The sequence below is a fragment of the Avibacterium sp. 21-586 genome, from assembly GCF_026226775.1.
Taxonomy (GTDB): Bacteria; Pseudomonadota; Gammaproteobacteria; order Enterobacterales; family Pasteurellaceae; genus Avibacterium.
The window spans coordinates 1,277,225-1,295,772 of sequence record NZ_JAKKOD010000001.1 but is presented as its reverse complement, the minus strand read 5'-3'; the positions used below and the strand labels follow the sequence as shown (position 1 = coordinate 1,295,772).

Below are 18,548 nucleotides of genomic sequence, written 5' to 3'. Positions count from 1 at the left end.
TAGTTTATTTTGTTGCGTTTTCGCCAAATTTGTTGCCAATCAAAAAGGCAATTAAGCCAAACAATAAAGACGGCACAATGGCGTGAAAATCAAACAGTTTAATACTTGCGGCCGTTAAGCCTACATAGCTGCCCAAGCCCACCACCATTGAGCAAATTGCACCAACAGCATTGGCTTTTTGCCAATATAGTCCCAGCACGATTACCCATAAAAAGGCGGCCTCCAAGCCCCCAAAGGCGAAAAGGTTGAGCCAGATGATCATTTGTGGGGGATTTAACGCAGCCAAGATCAAAAGTGCGGTCAAAATTAGCGTAATTATTGAAGAAATCCAGCTAATTTTTTTCTGATTTTGTGCCATTTCAGGCTTGGCGCTGAGATATAAATCCTTCACAAAAATTGATGATGATTGAATCAGTTGCGCGTCAATGGTGGACATAATGGCAGACATTGGTGCGGCAAGGAAGATCCCTGCGACAATTGGCGGTAGCACTTGCAACATTAAGGTTGGGATCACCTGATCTGGCACTTCTAAGGCAGGCAGAATTGCACGCCCTAACGCTCCCGAAAGGTGCATACCCAGCATCACTAAAGCCAGTACCACTGTGCCGATTAACATTCCGTTATGCAAGGCTTTGCTGTCTTTAAACGCCATACAACGCACCGCAGTGTGTGGCAAGCCTACTACGCCAAAACAGACTAAAATCCAGAAAGAGGCCATAAACTGAAAGCCGAGCATATCATTTGGCCCATAAGGGCTGGTTAAGTGCGGGTCAATTTCGTTAAGTTTTTGCACCGCGCTTTCTACTCCGCCAGCGGCATAAATGGTCGCACCGAGCAAAATGATCGTGCCAAGAATCATCACCGTTCCTTGAATGGTATCGGTTAGCACCACGGCACGAAATCCGCCAATAAAGGTGTAAAGCCCTACGGTAACGGCAAAAATCAGTAGCGCATTGGTGTAGCTAATGCCAATGGTGGTTTCTAACAAGCGCGCACCACCGATAAATTGCACGGTCATTGCGGCAAAAAAGGCGATGAGCAAGGCGATACAAGAAACCCAAACTAAATATTTGTTTTTATAACGATAAAGTAATAAGTCATTGATCGTTAAGGCTTTACTTTCACGCGAGAGTAAAGCGAATTTTTTTCCGAGCGCACCTAGAGCTAACCATACTGCTGGCACTTGAATCATTGCGAGCAACACCCAGCCCAAGCCAAATTTATACGCCGCGCCCGGCCCACCCACAAAAGAGCTTGCACTGGCATAGGTGGATGCGGTGGTCATCGCGAGTACAAAACCTGTCATTGACCGATTACCCACATAATATTCTGTCAAAAAATCTCCTTTGGAACGTTTTGCATAAGCATAAATCGCTGCGCCAAAAACAAAGGCAAGGTAAATTACTAAAGGGAAAATAATGCCGAGATTCATTGTTCCTATATCCTTATTCAACGTCCTTGTTTTCTATCTCAATATTTTCTAAATCAATCTCTTGATAGACGATTTTTACGACCCAATAAGCCACCACAATAAATAGCACGGGCAAATAAATACAAGCCAACTCAAACCAAAGCGGAAAGCCCAAAGGCCCTTGCTGCCCTTTTGGCAAATAAGCACATAGACACCACCCCAGCACATAAAGCAAGGTCAATCCAAATGCCCAACGCGCTTCTTTTGTCGCTTGTTGATAACGAGAATGTTGTTTCATAGTGTGAGTTGCACTCCTGTATTTTTCACCTTTATTGCTAGCAAAATCGAGGGCGAACCTCGTTGTTCGCCCGCCTAATCTTAGCAAAATATATCGACAAAAATCACCTTAAATATGCTGAAAACTGTTGATTAATCGTTATTGCTGTTGATCAAGAAAAGAGATTAGTAGGAATATTTTTCGCGAAAATAATGTCGCAATTTTGCACCGCTCTTTTATACGAAATAAAGAAAAAATTCCGTAATAAAAAAGGCGTTATCTAAAACGCCTTTCGATCAAATAATGCAATTAATCGTGCATTCCTAGTTTCTTCTCTAAATAGTGGATATTTGTGCCACCGTTTTGGAAGTTTTCATCGGATAGGATCAATTCGTGCAGTGGAATATTGGTTTTAATTCCGCTGATAATGGTTTCAGCCAAGGCATTTTGCATACGGCGAATGGCCACTTCACGGGTATCTCCATAAGTGATTAATTTTGCGATCATTGAATCATAATGCGGTGGCACGCTATATCCTGTGTAAATATGCGAATCCCAACGTACGCCTAAACCACCCGGTGCGTGTAAATGATCGATTTTACCAGGTGAAGGTAAGAAGCTCTTCGGATCTTCCGCATTGATACGACATTCAATGGCGTGGCCGCGCACTTTAATGTCTTCTTGTTTGATAGAAAGCGGTAGGCCTGAAGCGATTAATAATTGCTCTTTCACCAAGTCCACGCCAGTAATCATCTCAGTTACAGGATGTTCCACCTGAATACGAGTATTCATTTCGATAAAGTAAAACTCACCGTTTTCATATAAGAATTCAAATGTCCCTGCACCACGGTAGCCAATTTCCACGCAGGCTTTAGCACAACGTGAACCAATATCACGGCGCATTTCTTCGGTAATGCCTGGTGCTGGTGCTTCTTCTACCACTTTTTGATGACGGCGTTGCATTGAGCAATCACGCTCTGCTAAATAAACCGCATTACCGTGCGTATCTGCTAACACTTGGATTTCAATATGGCGTGGATTTTCTAGATACTTTTCCATATAAACCATATCGTTATTAAATGCTGCTTTGGCTTCCGCTTTAGTCATCGCAATTGATTCTTCTAAGGAATTTTCATCACGTACAACGCGCATACCACGACCACCGCCGCCTCCAGAGGCTTTAATAATCACAGGATAACCAATGCGTTTGGCAATTTCTTTGTTTTTCTTCATATCGATGCCAACAGGGCCGTCAGAACCCGGTACACAAGGTACCCCAGTTTTTTTCATTGCATTGATAGCGGAAACTTTATCCCCCATTAAACGGATTACGTCCGCAGTAGGACCGATAAAAGTGAAGCCTGATCGCTCTACTTGCTCAGCAAAATCGGCATTTTCAGATAAAAAGCCATAGCCTGGATGAATAGCATCGGCCCCTGTTACTTCTGCTGCTGCAATAATAGCAGGGATATTCAAATAACTTTTGGTTGAAGGCGCAGGACCAATACAAACGGTTTCATCTGCTAACAAAACGTGTTTGAGATCACGATCCGCAGTGGAATGAACCGCAACGGTTTTAATACCTAATTCTTTACAAGCACGTAAAATACGTAAGGCAATTTCTCCACGATTGGCAATAACAACTTTTTCTAACATAAGAATTATCTCTTAGAATTGTAAGGCAGAGTGATTGCTCCGCCTAAATAGAAATGAATTATTCGATAACGATTAACGGCTCATCAAACTCAACAGGTTCGCCATCATTAATTAAGATCGCTTTTACCACACCCGCTTTGTCAGCTTCAATACGGTTCATCATTTTCATTGCTTCAACAATACAAAGGGCATCGCCCACTTTCACGGTTTGTCCCACTTCAACAAATGGTTTGGCATCTGGGCTTGGGCTGCGGTAGAACGTTCCCACCATTGGTGAGCGCACTTGATGACCTGATACTTCCGTAACCGCAGGCACTTCAGCAACTGGGGTTGGCTGAACTGGTGCGGTAGGTTGTGCAACAGGTGCTGGGCTTGGAATGGTATATTGCACCGCAGTGGCTGAAGGTGAACCACGATTAATACGAACAGATTCTTCGCCTTCAGAAATTTCAAGCTCCATAATGCCCGATTCTTCAACTAATTCGATGAGTTTTTTAATTTTACGAATATCCATAGTTTTTTCCTAAAATGTCAATACTTTTCACCGCACTTTGGTTGATTTAATATAAAAATCATAAAAACTAAAGTGCGGTGCTTTTTAAACTTAAATTTCCGTGGCAAAGATTACCTGAAAACGATCCTTTTTGCGACAAAATTCTGTCAATTTTGCGAAATTTTCGGCAAATTATGCCTTATTTGCTAAATATTGCACGGCATAATGGAAGGCAAATTCATAGCCTTGCGCCCCTAATCCACAAATCACGCCTTCTGCCACATCACTAAAATAAGAATGATGACGGAACGGCTCACGTTTATGCACATTAGACAAATGCACTTCCACGAAAGGAATGGCAACAGCAAGCAAGGCATCACGCAGTGCGACACTGGTGTGCGTATATGCTGCAGGATTAATAATAATAAAATCAACCTGTTGGAAACTTTGGTGAATTTTATCGATCAGTTTTTCTTCACTGTTAGCTTGGAAGCAGCTCAATTCAATTTGATGTGTGGCTGCAAGATCCTTCATTCGTTGCTCAATGGCAGGCAAAGAAAGGCTGCCATAATGCTTTGGCTCGCGTTTGCCTAGCATATTCAAATTCGGGCCATTAAGTAACAAAATTCGTGCAGATGCTGACATAATTAATCCTTTTCCCTTTAATCTTTCGCATTATAATGATTTTTCTAAAAATTGCCGTTGCCTTATGGCTGGTCGAACCAATGCAAATTTTAATCCATATTAACTTTGACGATATTTTCGCTGTTCAGTTCCAATAATGGTAAGGTTGATCCTTGCCACGGTCGAACAAGCTGATATTGCATGAGATCTAATGTATCCAAACCCGGCGTAGTAGCTGGTGTGTAATGTTGTGCAATGCGAGCCAGTTGAGTTAAACCAAAACTACTTTCTAAAGATGAGCTAATCACCGCCATAATCCCTTGTTGATGGGCCTGTTCAATCAGCTCAACACAACGTGCAAGGCTGCCCACTAGAGTCGGTTTAATAATAATTGCGGCTAAGTGCGGTTCTTTTTTCACTTGAAAATTTGACTCGCGCACACTTTCGTCCCACGCGATAGCAATGCCTGTTTCAGCGGCGAACTGGCGGCTTTCTTCAGGTGTTTTGCAAGGTTCTTCTAAAAATTGAATACGCCCACGATGTTCAGGCTTAATATACTTGGCAAACAACTGCGCTTTTGCTGGCATCCAAGCACGATTGGCATCTAAACGTAATTTAAGATCAGGAATGGCTTCCAAAAACATATCGGCAATTAAGCCATCACGATTGGCTTCGTATAAGCCTACTTTGATTTTTGCCACTTTTTCTCCTTCAAGCTGATCCAACTCTGCATAAAGCTCATCAGGATCGCCATAGCAAAGGGGGGTGGTGCGGTAATTTCCTTGCTCGGGCAATTCACCTTTCATTTCTGCCAAGGCACAACTTAGTCCAAAAGCCACGGAAGGATACAATCCGTCCAAGGACAATTTTTGATTTTTACTGCGTGCTACGTCCCAATCTTTCAACCATTGGATCGCCTGATCTTGCGCTTGTTCTAAGGTTTCTTGGCTAAATTCAGGCAAGGGCGCAATTTCCCCCCAACCTTCATGTTCACCACAACGCACCTGCACAAGCAACCCTTCGCGCAATTTTAAAAAGCGGTTGCGCAGCACCACTTGTGAATCCATTGGGATTTGATAACGATAAAGTTGATAAGAACGCATATTTTCTCCTTTTTATTCCTTAACTTTGCGCGCTGACTTCGCAATCCAAAAACAAATTAAACAAATAATGCCTAGCATAACAGACAACAATGCTCCCGTAAGCAAGGTGGCAAGCAAGCTATGCCAAAAGAGCGGTATATTTCCGCCAAATAAAACTTCCAATAAACACAATGCCAAAAAACCACAGAAGAACTCTATGGAAAAATGCGACAAAACCGAAATTTGAAAACATCCACGGATAAGACCACTTTGTCGCAAGGCATTACGCCACAGCTGTTTTTGCTTCGTCCATAATTTGTAATCTACAAAAGTATAAAACGCAATAAAACAGCCAATGCCCACAATCATTCCTAAAATAGATAAAAAATCATGTGACACCATTAGCCCAAAAGCAAAACATAGCACCGCATTAAATAGCACCACCGCCGTCCAAAATAGGATGATTTTTTTGAGAGAGATTTCTTGCATTGGTCTAAAAATAAAAACAAAGTGCGGTGAAAATTTTGAGATTTTTCACCGCACTTGATGATTATGGATTGCGTTTAAATTTGCTGAAATCTGGCGCACGCTTTTCATTGAAGGCGTTGCGTCCCTCTTGCCCTTCTTCTGTCATATAGAACAACATTGTGGCGTTGCCTGCCAACTCTTGTAAGCCAGCTTGTCCATCACAATCTGCGTTTAATGCAGCTTTTAAGCAACGTAATGCAATCGGGCTGTTACGCAACATTTCACGACACCAGCGTACAGTTTCTTTTTCTAACTCTGCATAAGGCACAACCGTGTTCACTAAGCCCATATCCAAGGCTTCTTGTGCATTATATTGACGACATAAGAACCAAATTTCACGCGCTTTTTTCTGCCCTACAATGCGCGCCATATAACTTGCGCCCCAGCCACCATCGAACGACCCCACTTTCGGGCCTGTTTGACCATAAATAGCATTATCTGCAGATATCGTTAAATCACATAGCATATGCAATACATGACCACCACCAATCGCATAACCTGCCACCATTGCTACCACAGGTTTCGGGCAACTACGAATATCACGCTGAAAATCCAACACGTTTAGGTGATGTACGCCAGCGTCATCTTTATAACCGCCGTAATCGCCACGCACTTTTTGATCACCGCCAGAACAAAAGGCTTTCTCCCCTTGCCCTGTTAGCACGATCACCCCCACTTTTTCATCAAAACGTGCATCTGAAAAAGCGTGGATCATTTCTTTCACTGTCTGCGGACGGAAAGCGTTACGCACTTCTGGGCGGTTAATGGTTATTTTAGCAATGCCATCGGTGGATTTGTGATAAAGAATATCCGTGTAGCCTTCGCTATGATCAACCCACTCAACCGGGGCATAAAGCACATCATCTTTTGGATTTTGCATAATTAATTCCTTAGCTAAATAAATGTGGCTGGCATTATAGCGTAATCTGGGAATGACTAAAAGATCGGGAAAGTTTGCACAAAAAAGCTGGGAATAAACCCAGCTTTAGAAAATGATTGTGATAATTAAAGAATATCTAATAATTCCACTTCAAACACAAGGGTACTAAATGGAGGAATTGAGGCACCAGCCCCACGCTCACCATAAGCAAGATTATGTGGAATGGTGAGTTTCCATTTTGAGCCAACTGGCATCATTGAAAGGGCTTCAACCCAACCAGCAATAACGCCGGTCACAGGAAATTCTGCTGGTTGTCCGCGTTTTACCGAACTATCAAATACCGTACCATCAATTAATGTTCCTGTATAGTGAATGCGAACTTGATCTTGCTTGCTTGGGATTTTGCCGCTACCCTCTACTAACACTTCATATTGTAAGCCTGAATCGGTCACTTTCACGCCGTCTTTTTTTGCATTTTCTGCAAGATAGGCTTTGCCTTCTTCTTCAATTTTTTTGAATTGTGCTTGCGCAGCTTCTGCGGCTTGTTGTTGCAGTTGCTGTAAGGCTTGGCTCACTTCGTTTAAGTCAATTGCTGGAGCATTTTGATTTAACGCATCAAAGATCCCTTTCGCCACTGCATCTGCTTTGACTGCTAATTTGCTATCGACTAATTGCTGACCGATTTGTAAACCGATACCGTAACTGCCTTTGGCAGAAACATCATCTAAAGCGACTTGGTTAAAAAATTGTTCTGACATTGTTTTTCCTTTTATTAAAAAATGAATTACTGTTTATACGCGAATACTTCACCCATATGGACAGGTGTATCAACAGCTAATTGCTCGGCTAATTTTACTTGGTTTTGTTGAAATAAGTTAATTACCGTAGAACCAAGTTGGAAAGCGCCCATTTCTTGGCCTTTGCGTAATTTCACGGCATTTTCACCGCTATATGTCCAGACTTTCACCTCTTTGCTGCGCGGTGGGTTAATCACGCCTGCCCATTGAGTGCTAATGCTTGCTGTGATGGTTGCGCCCACTAAAATTTGTACCATTTGCCCAAATTCGGTATCAAACACGCAGATCACACGTTCGTTGCGAGCAAATAAATTCGGAACGTGTTCTGCCAAAAATGGATTAACTGAAAACAGTTCGCCTGGTACATAAATCATTTTTCGCAATGTACCATCACAAGGCATATGCACACGATGATAATCTCTCGGTGAAAGGTATATTGTGGCGAATTCACCATTTTTAAAGGCCTCCACCAATTCTTTATCATTGGCCAGCAGATCCGCAAGGCTAAAATCGTGTCCTTTGGCTTGTAATAAACGCTCTTCATCAATATGCCCAAGTTGGCTCACACGTCCGTCTGCGGGTAAACAAAGAGCGGTAGGATTTTCATCAATTTTTCTCGCCCCTTCCGCTAAAGGACGGATAAAAAATTCATTAAAGGTCGCATAATCATTAAAGTTTGGTTTGAGTGCTTCTTGCATATTTACTTGGTATTTTTTCGCAAATAATTTAATCGCTAAATGGGTTAACACTCCCCAACGTTGCTTTGCAAACCAACCTGCAAGCTGGGTTAAATAAAGTTGCGGCATTACATATTGAAAGGCCACTTTTACACGTTGCCAATACGTTAAAGGCATTTGCGTTTTTAATGTCATAAGGTTTTCCTTTGTTAAAATGGAAGGGCGATTATATCAACTTATCCTACTTGTGCAACGATATACGGATTTTGCCTTGATTTATCACTGGAATGGGGGTAGTGTTCACAAATCTTAAATTAATTCCTTTATCATAAAAGAAAAATGCAAGAACAATCTCTCCTTAATATCGATAAAAACCACATCTGGCACCCTTACTCGAGCATTAACAGTAATGCCCCTATGTTTGCAGTGGAACGTGCGGACGGAGTGGAAATCACGTTGAAAAATGGCAAGCGGCTTATTGATGGAATGTCTTCTTGGTGGGCAGCATTGCACGGTTATAATCACCCAAAATTGAACCAAGTAGCGAAAGATCAGTTAGAGAAAATGAGCCATATTATGTTCGGTGGATTTACCCACGATCCCGCTGGCGAGCTTGCCCAGCGTTTGGTGCGATTATTGCCTGCGGGCTTGGATAAAATTTTCTTTGCCGATAGTGGTTCGGTGGCGGTGGAAGTGGCGATGAAAATGGCGGTGCAATATCAGCAAGCCAAAGGTGAAAGCCAGCGTTACAAATTCGCCACCATTCGTTCAGGCTATCACGGCGACACTTGGCACGCAATGTCCGTGTGCGATCCGATTACCGGAATGCACAGCCTATTTGCTAAAGGCTTACCTGTACAATATTTTTTACCGCAACCGAAAACCACCTTTGACGGACAATGGCAAGAGACCGATATTCAGCCGCTCAAAGATTTGCTAGCAGAAAAGAGCGATGAAATTGCTGCCTTAATTTTAGAGCCCATTGTGCAAGGTGCGGGGGGAATGTATTTTTATTCGCCGACCTATTTAGAAAAAGCGCGCGCCTTGTGTGATGAATATGGCGTCTTGCTGATTTTTGATGAAATCGCCACAGGCTTTGGGCGCACAGGAAAACTGTTTGCCACAGAATATACCAACATCAAGCCTGATATTATCTGCTTAGGCAAAGCCTTAACAGGTGGCTATTTAACCCTTTCCGCCACCGTCACCACCGCACATATTGCCGAAACCATTTACAACGGCAAAGCAAAATGTTTTATGCATGGCCCAACCTTTATGGGCAACCCACTCGCTTGCGCCATTGCCAGTGCGTCCATTGATTTATTATTGGAAAGCGATTGGCAAGGCAAGGTAAAAGCGATTGAACAGCAATTAAAAACAGAATTAGCACCTGCCAAGGGATTTCAATCCGTGAAAAAAGTGCGTGTATTAGGTGCTATTGGCGTATTAGAAATGAAAGCCCCAGTGGATTTAACTGTATTACAGCCAAAATTTGTAGAAAAAGGCATTTGGCTACGTCCTTTTGGGCATTTGGTGTATATTATGCCTCCTTTTATTATTTCATCCGCCCAGCTCAGCCAGCTCACACAAGGCTTATTAGCGGTACTCAAAGAGGTTTACAATGAATAATCATTTGGCTGATTTTACACAAACACTGGCAGAACTTAAAGCCCAAGGGCAGTTTCGTCAGTTCCCACAGTTAGATCATCAAGGAAAAATGATCGAAAAAAATGGGCGACTAATGCTTAATATGTCGTCTAATGATTATTTAGGCCTCGCCAATGACGACAAATTAAAAACGGAGTTTTTGCAAAAATACGGTGAAAAATTACCGCACTTTACCTCATCGTCCTCCCGATTATTAACGGGATCCTTCGCCATTTATGAACAATTAGAAAGCCTTATGGCACAACGTTTTAGACGCGAAGCCTGCTTATTATTTAATAGTGGCTACCACGCCAACATTGGCATTTTGCCTGCAGTGGCAAATAAAAAAACGCTGATTGTGGCGGATAAACTGGTTCACGCCAGTATCATTGATGGCATTCGTTTGAGCGAAGCGGATTTCGTGCGCTATCGGCATAATGATCTCAATCATTTAGAAACCCTACTCAGCAAACACCAGAACCAGTACCAACGAATGATCATCGTAACCGAAAGCCTATTTAGTATGGACGGCGATGTGGTGGATTTGCCGCAATTAGTGGCGCTGAAACAACGCTTTGGTAATGTGTTGCTTTATGTGGACGAAGCCCACGCCATCGGTGCTTATGGGGAAACGGGGCTAGGCATTGCCGAACAACAAGGTTGCCTGCAAGACATTGATTTTCTGGTTGGCACCTTTGGCAAAGCTTTGGCATCAATGGGCGCTTATGTGGTGTGCGATCAGCTCATTAAAGATTATTTGATTAATAAAATGCGACCGCTGATTTTTTCTACCGCACTACCGCCATTGTGTGTGACGTGGACAGCATTTCTCTTTGAAAAACTCCCGCACCTTGCTGCACGCCGCCAACATTTACATCAGCTAAGCAAAAAAGTGCGGTGCTTTTTTCGCGAGAATTTAATGCAATCTATTTTGAGTGAAAGCGGTATTATTCCTTATATTATCGGCGATAATCAAAAAACCGTGGCAACGGCGCTTGCCTTGCAACAACAAGGCTATTATTGCTTGCCAATCCGTCCGCCTACTGTACCGAAAGGCACATCACGCATTCGCATTTCTTTAACAACAGATATGACAGAGCAAGAAGTGGACACTTTTCTCACAACCTTAATGGAATTTGAGCAACAACAATGCAAATAGAATTAATCAAAAGCGCAGATAATAATCCAAATTTAATCATTTACTTTGCAGGCTGGGGAACGCCAGCCAGTGTGGTTTCTCACTTAGCATTACCAGAAAATACCGATTTATTGCTGTGCTATGACTATCAAGATCTGGCATTGAATGTCGATCTTTCCGCTTATTCACAGATCCGTGTGGTAGCTTGGTCAATGGGCGTGTGGGTGGCAAATCAGGTCATCGGGCAAATGCCTCTTGTTAGTGCGACTGCCATTAACGGCACTGGCAAACCTTGTGATGATGAGATGGGCATTCCACAAGCGGTATTTATCGGCACGCTAGAACAGCTAGATGAACGCAATTTAGCCAAATTTCAGCGTAGAATGTGCGGCGATAGCGCCACGTTCGAGCAATATAACCAATTAGCAGGGCAACGTGATTGGCAGCAAGTGCGGTCAGAATTAAGCGAACTTTATCAATCTATTCAGCAAGATAATGGGAAATCGCTGAACTGGACAAAAGCCATTATTGGGGAGAAAGATCGCATTTTCCCTAGCCAAAATCAGCTTAACTTTTGGCAAACTTATGCAACTGAGCAAAAGCAAAGTGCGGTGCAAAATTGCACAGAATTTGTCTTGCAGACACTGCCATTAGCGCACTATCCTTTTGCGCAATTTCGCACGTGGGCTGAGTTATTTTAATGAAGGCGGTAGATAAATCTCGCGTTGCGCAATGCTTTAGCCAAGCTTTACAGAGCTACGACAGCCAAGCACAAGCACAGCAGCAAATTAATCAGCAACTGTTACAGCTGTTATTGCAAACGGGCAGAACGGCTTTTTCACAAGTGCTGGAAATTGGTTGTGGCACGGGGCATTTTAGCCAACTTTTGGCGCAACATTTACAGGTGGAATCTTGGGCATTTAACGATTTATGCGATGTGAAAAGCCAACTTAATGCCTTATTTCCACAAGAGAATATTATTTTTTATCAAGGCGATGGGGAAAGCTATCCGTTTCCTGCGCATTATGATCTCATCGCTTCCGCTTCTGCGGTGCAGTGGTTTGCTAATCCGCACGGTTTCGTCAATAAATGTGCAGATTTATTGCGTGAAAAAGGCATCTTATTGATCAGCACCTTTGCCCCACAAAATTTAGCAGAAATCCGTGCGTTAACGGGAATTGGCTTGGATTATCCTGATTTGGATCAATGGCAACAATGGCTGAGTGAAAGATTTGAGATTAAAGCCTTATTTGAGCAATCAATGCCGCTGTATTTTTCTAATCCGTTGGCGGTGTTGCAACATCTCAAAGCCACTGGGGTCACTGCCACAGGTCAAGGCTGTTGGACAAAGGGACGATTAAAACAATTTATTGCAGATTACAAAGCACAATATGAAAATACGCAAGAACAAGTGCGGTTGAATTATCAGCCACTTTTTATTTTGGCACAGAAATTACCCCAATAATTAAGTGAAGTAAAAATAATATTGGAACAATTAAGGAGAAAGCAAAATGGCAGGACAAGTGTTATTTATCTCAGGGATTGATACCGATGTAGGAAAAACCATTGCGACAGGCTGGTATGCGAAAAAACTCGCCGAACAAGGTTTTTCGGTGATCACGCAAAAAATGATCCAAACAGGCTGTGAAGAAATTTCTGAAGACATTCTACAACACCGCAAATTGCAAGGCATTGACCTATTACCCGAAGATCAAGAAGGGTTAACCTGCCCTTATTTATTTTCTTACCCTTGTTCGCCGCATCTCGCTGCTCGCCTAGAAAATCGTGAAATTTGCACCGCACTTATCCGCCAAGCAACGGATGAGCTGGCTGCGCGTTATGATTATGTGCTATTGGAAGGTGCAGGTGGCTTGTGCGTACCTTATGATGAACAGCACACCACCTTAGATTATGTAGCCATGCAAGAGTATCCTGTGATTTTAGTAACGTCAGGAAAACTGGGCAGCATTAATCATACTTTACTCAGTTTGTTAGCCTGCAAGCAGTATCATATTGAATTAAAAGGATTAATTTATAATCGCTATCCATTAGGTGATGAAACCATCAATGATGAAACGGCACGTTATTTAGAAAATTATTTGCACCAACATTTTCCCCAAGCGGAATTTTTCCGTTTAGAAAAACAAGATCAAATTTAAGAAAAAGGAAATTCGCACTTTTCGCATAAAAAATCATAATTTCCTTTGACTAATTGAACATCAAAAGGTAATATGCACGCCCTATGCAAAAGGTAAAACTACCCCTTACAACTGATCCAGTAAAGGATGCGCAGCGTAGATTGGATTATGATGGCTATTATGCAATCAACCAACTTGGTCGCCTAGCTGAATCAGTAAATAAAGTGCTCAGCGATGCACAGGTAACATTATCATTTTTCATTGATCCACAAAAATTAGTGGTAATGAAAGGCAAAGCTCAGGTTGAAGTGGAACTCACTTGTCAGCGCTGCGGTGAACCTTTTGACCAAATCTTGGAAGCCGAGTTTGCATATAGCCCTGTTTCTAATTTGGATCAAGCCGATGCGTTACCAGAGATTTATGAACCTATTGAACTTAATGAGTTTGGGGAAATAGATTTACTGGCAACAATTGAAGATGAATTGATGTTATGTCTGCCGATTGTGCCGATGCATTCATCTGAACACTGTGAAGTGTCCGTGGCTGAACAGGTTTTTGGCGAATTGCCCGAAGAATTGGCAAAAAAACCGAACCCGTTCGCTGTATTAGCTAGTTTAAAGCAAAAGTAAATTTAGGAGTATAGCCAATGGCTGTTCAACAAAATAAAAAATCTCGTTCACGTCGTGATATGCGTCGTTCACACGATGCCTTAACTACTGCAGCAGTATCAGTAGATAAAGCAACTGGCGAAACCCATTTACGTCACCACGTTACTGCTGACGGTTACTACCGCGGTCGTAAAGTGATCAACAAGTAATTCCTTTTTTGTATAAGGTATTCACTTGAGCCGTCTAACCCTTGCGTTAGATGTGATGGGCGGGGACATTGGTCCCCGTGTTACTATCCCAGCATCCATAAAAGCGTTGGAACAAGATCCGATGCTTTCTCTTTTATTATTTGGTGATAGCCAAAAAATTCTCCCTTTATTAGAAAATACCCCGACTACGTTGCAAGATCGCATCAAGGTTTGCCATTGCAGCAGAATTATTGAAAACACCCAAGGTTTATCTTATGCCCTACGCCATAGCAAAGGTACATCAATGCGTTTAGCCATTGAGTCCGTGCAAAAAGGTGAGGCGCAGGCGTGCGTGAGTGCAGGCAATACGGCTGCATTAATGGGCTTAGCCAAAATTTTATTACAACCGCTGAAAGGGATTGAGCGTCCTGCGTTAATTTCTGTGATCCCCACAATGAATGGCGATCGCGCCGTAATGCTTGATCTTGGTGCAAATATTGAATGTAGTGCAGAAAATCTCTATCAATTTGCATTAATGGGATCAATTTTTGCCGAGAACTGTTTAGATCTGGTTTTTCCGCGTATTGCGTTGCTAAATATTGGCATTGAAGAAATTAAAGGTTATAAATCTATTCGTGATGCAGCGGAATTATTGAAGCAAAATCCAACCTTAAATTACATTGGTTTTATTGAGGGAGATTTATTGCTCAATGGCAAAGCTGATGTGATTGTCAATGACGGCTTTGTGGGCAATGTAGCATTAAAAACCTTAGAGGGCGCAGCAAAGAATGTGATTTCTTTATTCAAAGGCAGCCCAACATTGAATAAAACAAATCATATTTTAAAACCAATTTTTCGCTGGTTTGTGCGAACTTTCTTGTTGAAAGGGAGCTATCAACGCTTAAAACAAATTAATCCAGACCAATATAACGGCGCGTCATTAATTGGTTTAACCGCTGTGGTAGTCAAAAGCCACGGCAGTGCTAACATTGATGGCTTTGCTTACGCCATTGCTGATGCGGCACAGCAAGCAAGACAAAAAATCCCTGAAAAGATTTTAGCTGGCTTGCAAAGATATTAGCTTTCAATTCATTAATCATTAGAAATTGTTATGTATAGTAGAATTTTAGCCACTGGTAGCTATGTGCCAGAACAAGTAAGAACAAATGCCGATTTAGAAAAAATGGTGGATACCTCCGATGAGTGGATCACCACGCGCTCAGGCATTAAAGAACGCCGTATTGCAGGTGAGGATGAAACCGTTGCAACAATGAGCGCAGCGGCAGCACAAAATGCCTTAGCTATGGCCAATATTGATCCACAAGAAATCGATCTCATTGTGGTTGGCACAACCACGAACTCACACTCTTACCCAAGTGCAGCTTGTCAAATTCAAGGTATTCTTGGCATTAAAGACGCCATTGCCTTTGATGTTGCCGCTGCTTGTACTGGTTTTGTGTATGCCCTTTCAGTAGCGGATCAATTCGTGCGTAACGGGCAAGTGAAAAAAGCCTTGGTAATCGGTGCGGATTTAAACTCACATCATCTTGATGAAAGCGATCGCAGCACCGTGGTGTTATTTGGTGATGGTGCAGGTGCGGTAATTTTAGAAGCCGATGAAAATACAGGCATTATTTCCACCCACTTACACGCTTCGCCTGATACCGAGAATATGCTCGTGTTACCACAGGCTGAACCTAACGATGCGCATTCTGGTTATATCTCAATGCAAGGCAATGCCACTTTCAAATTGGCGGTGAGCCAATTATCAAACGTGGTGGAAGAAACCCTTGCTTTCAATAAGTTAGATAAAAAAGATATTGACTGGTTAGTGCCACATCAAGCGAACTTACGCATTATCAGTGCCACCGCGAAAAAACTAGAAATGGATATATCGCAAGTAGTGATTACCCTTGATCGCTACGGTAACACCAGTGCTGCCACCGTGCCAACTGCTCTTGATGAAGCAGTGCGTGATGGGCGTATTCAGCGTGGTCAATTACTCTTATTAGAAGCCTTTGGCGGTGGTTGGACTTGGGGCGCAGCCTTAGTTCGTTTTTAAATTTATCTGCTAAAATAGCAACTCAAAATCGAAAATAGGATATAAGAATGAAAAAATTTGCAATGGTTTTCCCAGGACAAGGATCTCAAGTAGTGGGAATGTTAGCGGATTTAGCTAATCAATTTCCCGTTGTAGAACAAACCTTTAAGCAAGCCTCTGAAGTGCTTGGCTATGATTTATGGCAACTCGTACAACAAGGCCCAGCGGAAGAATTAAACAAAACTTGGCAAACTCAGCCCGCACTTTTAGCCGCTTCCGTGGCAATTTATCGTGTTTGGCAACAACAATATCCAGATTTAAAACCAAGCGTAATGGCAGGCCATAGCCTTGGAGAATATTCTGCGCTAGTTTGTGCAGGTGTCATTGATTTCCAAGATGCCATTAAATTAGTGGAATTACGCGGAAAATTAATGCAACAAGCAGTGCCAGAAGGCACTGGTGCAATGTATGCCATTATTGGTTTAGATAACGAGTCAATCATCAACGCTTGTAAAGACGCCGAACAAGGTGAAGTGGTTTCCGCGGTGAATTTTAACTCCCCAGGACAAGTGGTGATTGCAGGCGCAAAAGCCGCCGTAGAACGTGCTGCAGCAGCCTGTAAAGAAGCAGGTGCAAAACGTGCCTTACCTTTAGCAGTGAGCGTACCTTCTCACTGTACCTTAATGAAACCAGCGGCGGATCAACTTGCCGTATCTTTAGAAAGCATTACCATTAAAGCCCCTGAAGTTGCGGTGATCAATAATGTTGATGTGAAAACAGAAGAAAAAAGTGAAGAAATTCGCACCGCACTTATTCGTCAGCTATACAGCCCTGTACGTTGGACTGAAACCGTAGAAAAAATGGCACAAAATGGTATTGAAGTGTTAGTAGAAATTGGCCCAAATAAAGTGCTTACCGGTTTAACAAGCCGTATTGTGAAAGAATTAACCGCCGTTGCCGTCAATGATGTAGCATCGCTAGAAAAAGCGCACGCGGTATTAACCGAAGCCTAAAAAAGACAATTAGGAGAACAATTATGCAAGGTAAAATTGCGTTAGTAACAGGAGCAACCCGTGGAATTGGACGCGCGATTGCAGAAGAATTAAGTGCAAAAGGCGCATTTGTGATCGGCACAGCTACATCTGAAAAAGGGGCTGAAAGCATTTCAGCTTACTTAGGAGAAAAAGGTAAAGGCCTTGTGTTAAATGTTGCGGACGCACAATCTATTGATGCTGTGCTTGCACAAATCAAAGCTGATTTCGGCGATATTGATATTCTTGTCAATAATGCAGGAATCACCCGTGATAACCTATTAATGCGAATGAAAGATGAAGAATGGTTTGATATTTTACAAACCAATCTCACATCGGTATTCCATCTTTCCAAAGCAATGTTACGTTCAATGATGAAAAAACGTTTTGGGCGCATTATCACCATTGGTTCGGTGGTTGGCTCAATGGGTAACCCAGGACAAGCGAACTATTGTGCGGCAAAAGCAGGTTTAATTGGTTTCAGCAAAGCCCTTGCCAAAGAAGTGGCTTCGCGTGGAATCACCGTAAACGTGATTGCTCCTGGCTTTATTGCAACAGATATGACAGATGCATTAACGGAAGAACAAAAAGCGGCAACCTTGGCTAACGTGCCTGCTGGACGTTTAGGCGAACCAAAAGATATTGCCAAAGCGGTGGCATTTTTAGCCTCTGATGATGCAGGTTATATCACCGGTTCTACCTTACACGTTAATGGTGGAATGTATATGGCGTAATGCCATAACACTAAGATTTAAAAGGAAAATTTATTCCAAGACAGGAAAGATTTTCTGTTTAATCTTTGATTTAAAACAATTTCTTGCACGAAAGCATAGCCAAGCGGGGGGCTTAATGCTAAAATCGCCCCTAGCGATGTAAATTGTTTACGTTGGCTGTTGCGTTAGCAAAGTAACGTAACTTATTTTTAGCGAATGTATTTTTACCGCTGATTTGTGGTTTGACCTTGCAAAAATAGGTTGCAACTTAGCTAAAAATACATACACTATAAAACCATTATTTTATGGCTAACTATAATAGGAAAAGCAAATGAGCATTGAAGAACGCGTAAAAAAAATCATTGTTGAACAATTAGGTGTTAAAGAAGAAGACGTTAAACCAGAAGCTTCTTTCGTTGAAGATTTAGGTGCAGACTCTTTAGACACTGTTGAATTAGTGATGGCTTTAGAAGAAGAATTCGATATCGAAATTCCTGATGAAGAAGCAGAAAAAATCACGACTGTTCAATCAGCAATTGACTACGTTCAAAACAACCAATAATCACATTAAGGCGGTGTAAAAACCGCCTTAATTTTTCCCTGCACTTTTTTGCTCTAT

At 42.3% G+C, this 18,548-nt stretch carries 22 protein-coding genes; 12 read left to right on the top strand and 10 right to left on the bottom strand.

Translation table 11 applies throughout. The features are described from left to right. Nucleotides 1-4: 4 nt before the first annotated feature. The 10 genes from panF to asd form a co-directional block, all read right to left on the bottom strand. Nucleotides 5-1,432 (bottom strand): sodium/pantothenate symporter, encoded by a 1,428-nt coding sequence (panF, locus tag L5B71_RS05980; protein ID WP_265757439.1) that lies wholly within the window; start codon nucleotides 1,430-1,432, stop codon nucleotides 5-7. A 13-nt stretch (nucleotides 1,433-1,445) separates the two neighbouring features. Further along, a complete protein-coding gene (locus tag L5B71_RS05975; RefSeq protein ID WP_265757438.1) occupies nucleotides 1,446-1,709 on the bottom strand; it encodes a YhdT family protein in 264 nt (87 codons plus the stop codon). Between the two features lie 288 nt (nucleotides 1,710-1,997). Further along, the gene (accC, locus tag L5B71_RS05970) at nucleotides 1,998-3,344 is read right to left on the bottom strand and encodes an acetyl-CoA carboxylase biotin carboxylase subunit (protein WP_265757437.1); all 1,347 of its coding nucleotides are present in this window, start codon (nucleotides 3,342-3,344) and stop codon (nucleotides 1,998-2,000) included. Nucleotides 3,345-3,402: 58 nt separating this feature from the next. Further along, on the bottom strand, nucleotides 3,403-3,858 hold the full coding sequence (gene accB, locus L5B71_RS05965; RefSeq protein WP_265757436.1) for an acetyl-CoA carboxylase biotin carboxyl carrier protein: 456 nt from the start codon (nucleotides 3,856-3,858) through the stop codon (nucleotides 3,403-3,405). A 171-nt stretch (nucleotides 3,859-4,029) separates the two neighbouring features. Further along, nucleotides 4,030-4,482 carry a type II 3-dehydroquinate dehydratase gene (gene aroQ, locus L5B71_RS05960; protein WP_265757435.1) on the bottom strand — a complete coding sequence of 151 codons (453 nt, stop codon included), beginning with the start codon at nucleotides 4,480-4,482 and terminating at the stop codon, nucleotides 4,030-4,032. 89 nt (nucleotides 4,483-4,571) lie between these two features. Continuing rightward, the gene (menC, locus tag L5B71_RS05955) at nucleotides 4,572-5,564 is read right to left on the bottom strand and encodes an o-succinylbenzoate synthase (RefSeq protein WP_265757434.1); all 993 of its coding nucleotides are present in this window, start codon (nucleotides 5,562-5,564) and stop codon (nucleotides 4,572-4,574) included. Between the two features lie 12 nt (nucleotides 5,565-5,576). After that, nucleotides 5,577-6,032, bottom strand: a complete 456-nt coding sequence (locus L5B71_RS05950) for a hypothetical protein (protein WP_265757433.1) — start codon at nucleotides 6,030-6,032, stop codon at nucleotides 5,577-5,579. A gap of 61 nt (nucleotides 6,033-6,093) precedes the next feature. Next, nucleotides 6,094-6,951 (bottom strand): 1,4-dihydroxy-2-naphthoyl-CoA synthase, encoded by an 858-nt coding sequence (menB, locus tag L5B71_RS05945; RefSeq protein WP_265757432.1) that lies wholly within the window; start codon nucleotides 6,949-6,951, stop codon nucleotides 6,094-6,096. 125 nt (nucleotides 6,952-7,076) lie between these two features. Continuing rightward, complete coding sequence (locus tag L5B71_RS05940; protein WP_265757431.1) at nucleotides 7,077-7,709, bottom strand: FKBP-type peptidyl-prolyl cis-trans isomerase; 633 nt, start codon at nucleotides 7,707-7,709, stop codon at nucleotides 7,077-7,079. 26 nt (nucleotides 7,710-7,735) lie between these two features. Then, on the bottom strand, nucleotides 7,736-8,620 hold the full coding sequence (asd, locus tag L5B71_RS05935) for an archaetidylserine decarboxylase (RefSeq protein WP_265757430.1): 885 nt from the start codon (nucleotides 8,618-8,620) through the stop codon (nucleotides 7,736-7,738). Between the two features lie 144 nt (nucleotides 8,621-8,764). On the opposite strand from asd, the gene bioA reads away from it, so the two are divergent. From bioA to acpP, 12 genes are all read left to right on the top strand, one after another. After that, on the top strand, nucleotides 8,765-10,054 hold the full coding sequence (bioA, locus tag L5B71_RS05930) for an adenosylmethionine--8-amino-7-oxononanoate transaminase (RefSeq protein WP_265757429.1): 1,290 nt from the start codon (nucleotides 8,765-8,767) through the stop codon (nucleotides 10,052-10,054). A gap of 4 nt (nucleotides 10,055-10,058) precedes the next feature. Further along, a complete protein-coding gene (locus L5B71_RS05925; RefSeq protein WP_265757789.1) occupies nucleotides 10,059-11,231 on the top strand; it encodes an 8-amino-7-oxononanoate synthase in 1,173 nt (390 codons plus the stop codon). Next, nucleotides 11,222-11,911 (top strand): DUF452 family protein, encoded by a 690-nt coding sequence (locus L5B71_RS05920; protein WP_265757428.1) that lies wholly within the window; start codon nucleotides 11,222-11,224, stop codon nucleotides 11,909-11,911. The genes L5B71_RS05925 and L5B71_RS05920 overlap by 10 nt, the downstream gene beginning before the upstream one ends. Then, nucleotides 11,911-12,675 carry a malonyl-ACP O-methyltransferase BioC gene (gene bioC / locus L5B71_RS05915; RefSeq protein ID WP_265757427.1) on the top strand — a complete coding sequence of 255 codons (765 nt, stop codon included), beginning with the start codon at nucleotides 11,911-11,913 and terminating at the stop codon, nucleotides 12,673-12,675. The genes L5B71_RS05920 and bioC overlap by 1 nt, the downstream gene beginning before the upstream one ends. Before the next feature lie 46 nt (nucleotides 12,676-12,721). Further along, a complete protein-coding gene (gene bioD, locus L5B71_RS05910; RefSeq protein ID WP_265757426.1) occupies nucleotides 12,722-13,369 on the top strand; it encodes a dethiobiotin synthase in 648 nt (215 codons plus the stop codon). 83 nt (nucleotides 13,370-13,452) lie between these two features. Next, nucleotides 13,453-13,977: a 23S rRNA accumulation protein YceD gene (gene yceD, locus L5B71_RS05905; protein WP_265757425.1), complete on the top strand. Its 525-nt coding sequence runs from the start codon at nucleotides 13,453-13,455 to the stop codon at nucleotides 13,975-13,977. A gap of 17 nt (nucleotides 13,978-13,994) precedes the next feature. After that, nucleotides 13,995-14,165 carry a 50S ribosomal protein L32 gene (gene rpmF, locus L5B71_RS05900; protein ID WP_103853741.1) on the top strand — a complete coding sequence of 57 codons (171 nt, stop codon included), beginning with the start codon at nucleotides 13,995-13,997 and terminating at the stop codon, nucleotides 14,163-14,165. Nucleotides 14,166-14,190: 25 nt separating this feature from the next. Next, complete coding sequence (gene plsX, locus L5B71_RS05895) at nucleotides 14,191-15,225, top strand: phosphate acyltransferase PlsX (protein WP_265757424.1); 1,035 nt, start codon at nucleotides 14,191-14,193, stop codon at nucleotides 15,223-15,225. Between the two features lie 30 nt (nucleotides 15,226-15,255). Beyond that, a complete protein-coding gene (locus tag L5B71_RS05890) occupies nucleotides 15,256-16,206 on the top strand; it encodes a beta-ketoacyl-ACP synthase III (RefSeq protein ID WP_265757423.1) in 951 nt (316 codons plus the stop codon). Nucleotides 16,207-16,253: 47 nt separating this feature from the next. Next, entirely contained in the window at nucleotides 16,254-17,198 is a 945-nt protein-coding gene (fabD, locus tag L5B71_RS05885; RefSeq protein ID WP_265757422.1) for an ACP S-malonyltransferase, read from the top strand. 23 nt (nucleotides 17,199-17,221) lie between these two features. Further along, on the top strand, nucleotides 17,222-17,950 hold the full coding sequence (gene fabG / locus L5B71_RS05880) for a 3-oxoacyl-ACP reductase FabG (RefSeq protein ID WP_265757421.1): 729 nt from the start codon (nucleotides 17,222-17,224) through the stop codon (nucleotides 17,948-17,950). Nucleotides 17,951-18,260: 310 nt separating this feature from the next. Further along, nucleotides 18,261-18,491: an acyl carrier protein gene (gene acpP, locus L5B71_RS05875; RefSeq protein WP_005544465.1), complete on the top strand. Its 231-nt coding sequence runs from the start codon at nucleotides 18,261-18,263 to the stop codon at nucleotides 18,489-18,491. Nucleotides 18,492-18,548 lie beyond the last annotated feature (57 nt).

Bases quoted from the DNA above. Each gene is read 5' to 3' on its own strand.
- panF (WP_265757439.1), bottom strand. From the start codon at position 1,432: ATGAATCTCGGCATTATTTTCCCTTTAGTAATTTACCTTGCCTTTGTT.
- L5B71_RS05975 (WP_265757438.1), bottom strand. From the start codon at position 1,709: ATGAAACAACATTCTCGTTATCAACAAGCGACAAAAGAAGCGCGTTGG.
- accC (WP_265757437.1), bottom strand. From the start codon at position 3,344: ATGTTAGAAAAAGTTGTTATTGCCAATCGTGGAGAAATTGCCTTACGT.
- accB (WP_265757436.1), bottom strand. From the start codon at position 3,858: ATGGATATTCGTAAAATTAAAAAACTCATCGAATTAGTTGAAGAATCG.
- aroQ (WP_265757435.1), bottom strand. From the start codon at position 4,482: ATGTCAGCATCTGCACGAATTTTGTTACTTAATGGCCCGAATTTGAAT.
- menC (WP_265757434.1), bottom strand. From the start codon at position 5,564: ATGCGTTCTTATCAACTTTATCGTTATCAAATCCCAATGGATTCACAA.
- L5B71_RS05950 (WP_265757433.1), bottom strand. From the start codon at position 6,032: ATGCAAGAAATCTCTCTCAAAAAAATCATCCTATTTTGGACGGCGGTG.
- menB (WP_265757432.1), bottom strand. From the start codon at position 6,951: ATGCAAAATCCAAAAGATGATGTGCTTTATGCCCCGGTTGAGTGGGTT.
- L5B71_RS05940 (WP_265757431.1), bottom strand. From the start codon at position 7,709: ATGTCAGAACAATTTTTTAACCAAGTCGCTTTAGATGATGTTTCTGCC.
- asd (WP_265757430.1), bottom strand. From the start codon at position 8,620: ATGACATTAAAAACGCAAATGCCTTTAACGTATTGGCAACGTGTAAAA.
- bioA (WP_265757429.1), top strand. From the start codon at position 8,765: ATGCAAGAACAATCTCTCCTTAATATCGATAAAAACCACATCTGGCAC.
- L5B71_RS05920 (WP_265757428.1), top strand. From the start codon at position 11,222: ATGCAAATAGAATTAATCAAAAGCGCAGATAATAATCCAAATTTAATC.
- bioC (WP_265757427.1), top strand. From the start codon at position 11,911: ATGAAGGCGGTAGATAAATCTCGCGTTGCGCAATGCTTTAGCCAAGCT.
- bioD (WP_265757426.1), top strand. From the start codon at position 12,722: ATGGCAGGACAAGTGTTATTTATCTCAGGGATTGATACCGATGTAGGA.
- yceD (WP_265757425.1), top strand. From the start codon at position 13,453: ATGCAAAAGGTAAAACTACCCCTTACAACTGATCCAGTAAAGGATGCG.
- rpmF (WP_103853741.1), top strand. From the start codon at position 13,995: ATGGCTGTTCAACAAAATAAAAAATCTCGTTCACGTCGTGATATGCGT.
- L5B71_RS05890 (WP_265757423.1), top strand. From the start codon at position 15,256: ATGTATAGTAGAATTTTAGCCACTGGTAGCTATGTGCCAGAACAAGTA.
- fabD (WP_265757422.1), top strand. From the start codon at position 16,254: ATGAAAAAATTTGCAATGGTTTTCCCAGGACAAGGATCTCAAGTAGTG.
- fabG (WP_265757421.1), top strand. From the start codon at position 17,222: ATGCAAGGTAAAATTGCGTTAGTAACAGGAGCAACCCGTGGAATTGGA.
- acpP (WP_005544465.1), top strand. From the start codon at position 18,261: ATGAGCATTGAAGAACGCGTAAAAAAAATCATTGTTGAACAATTAGGT.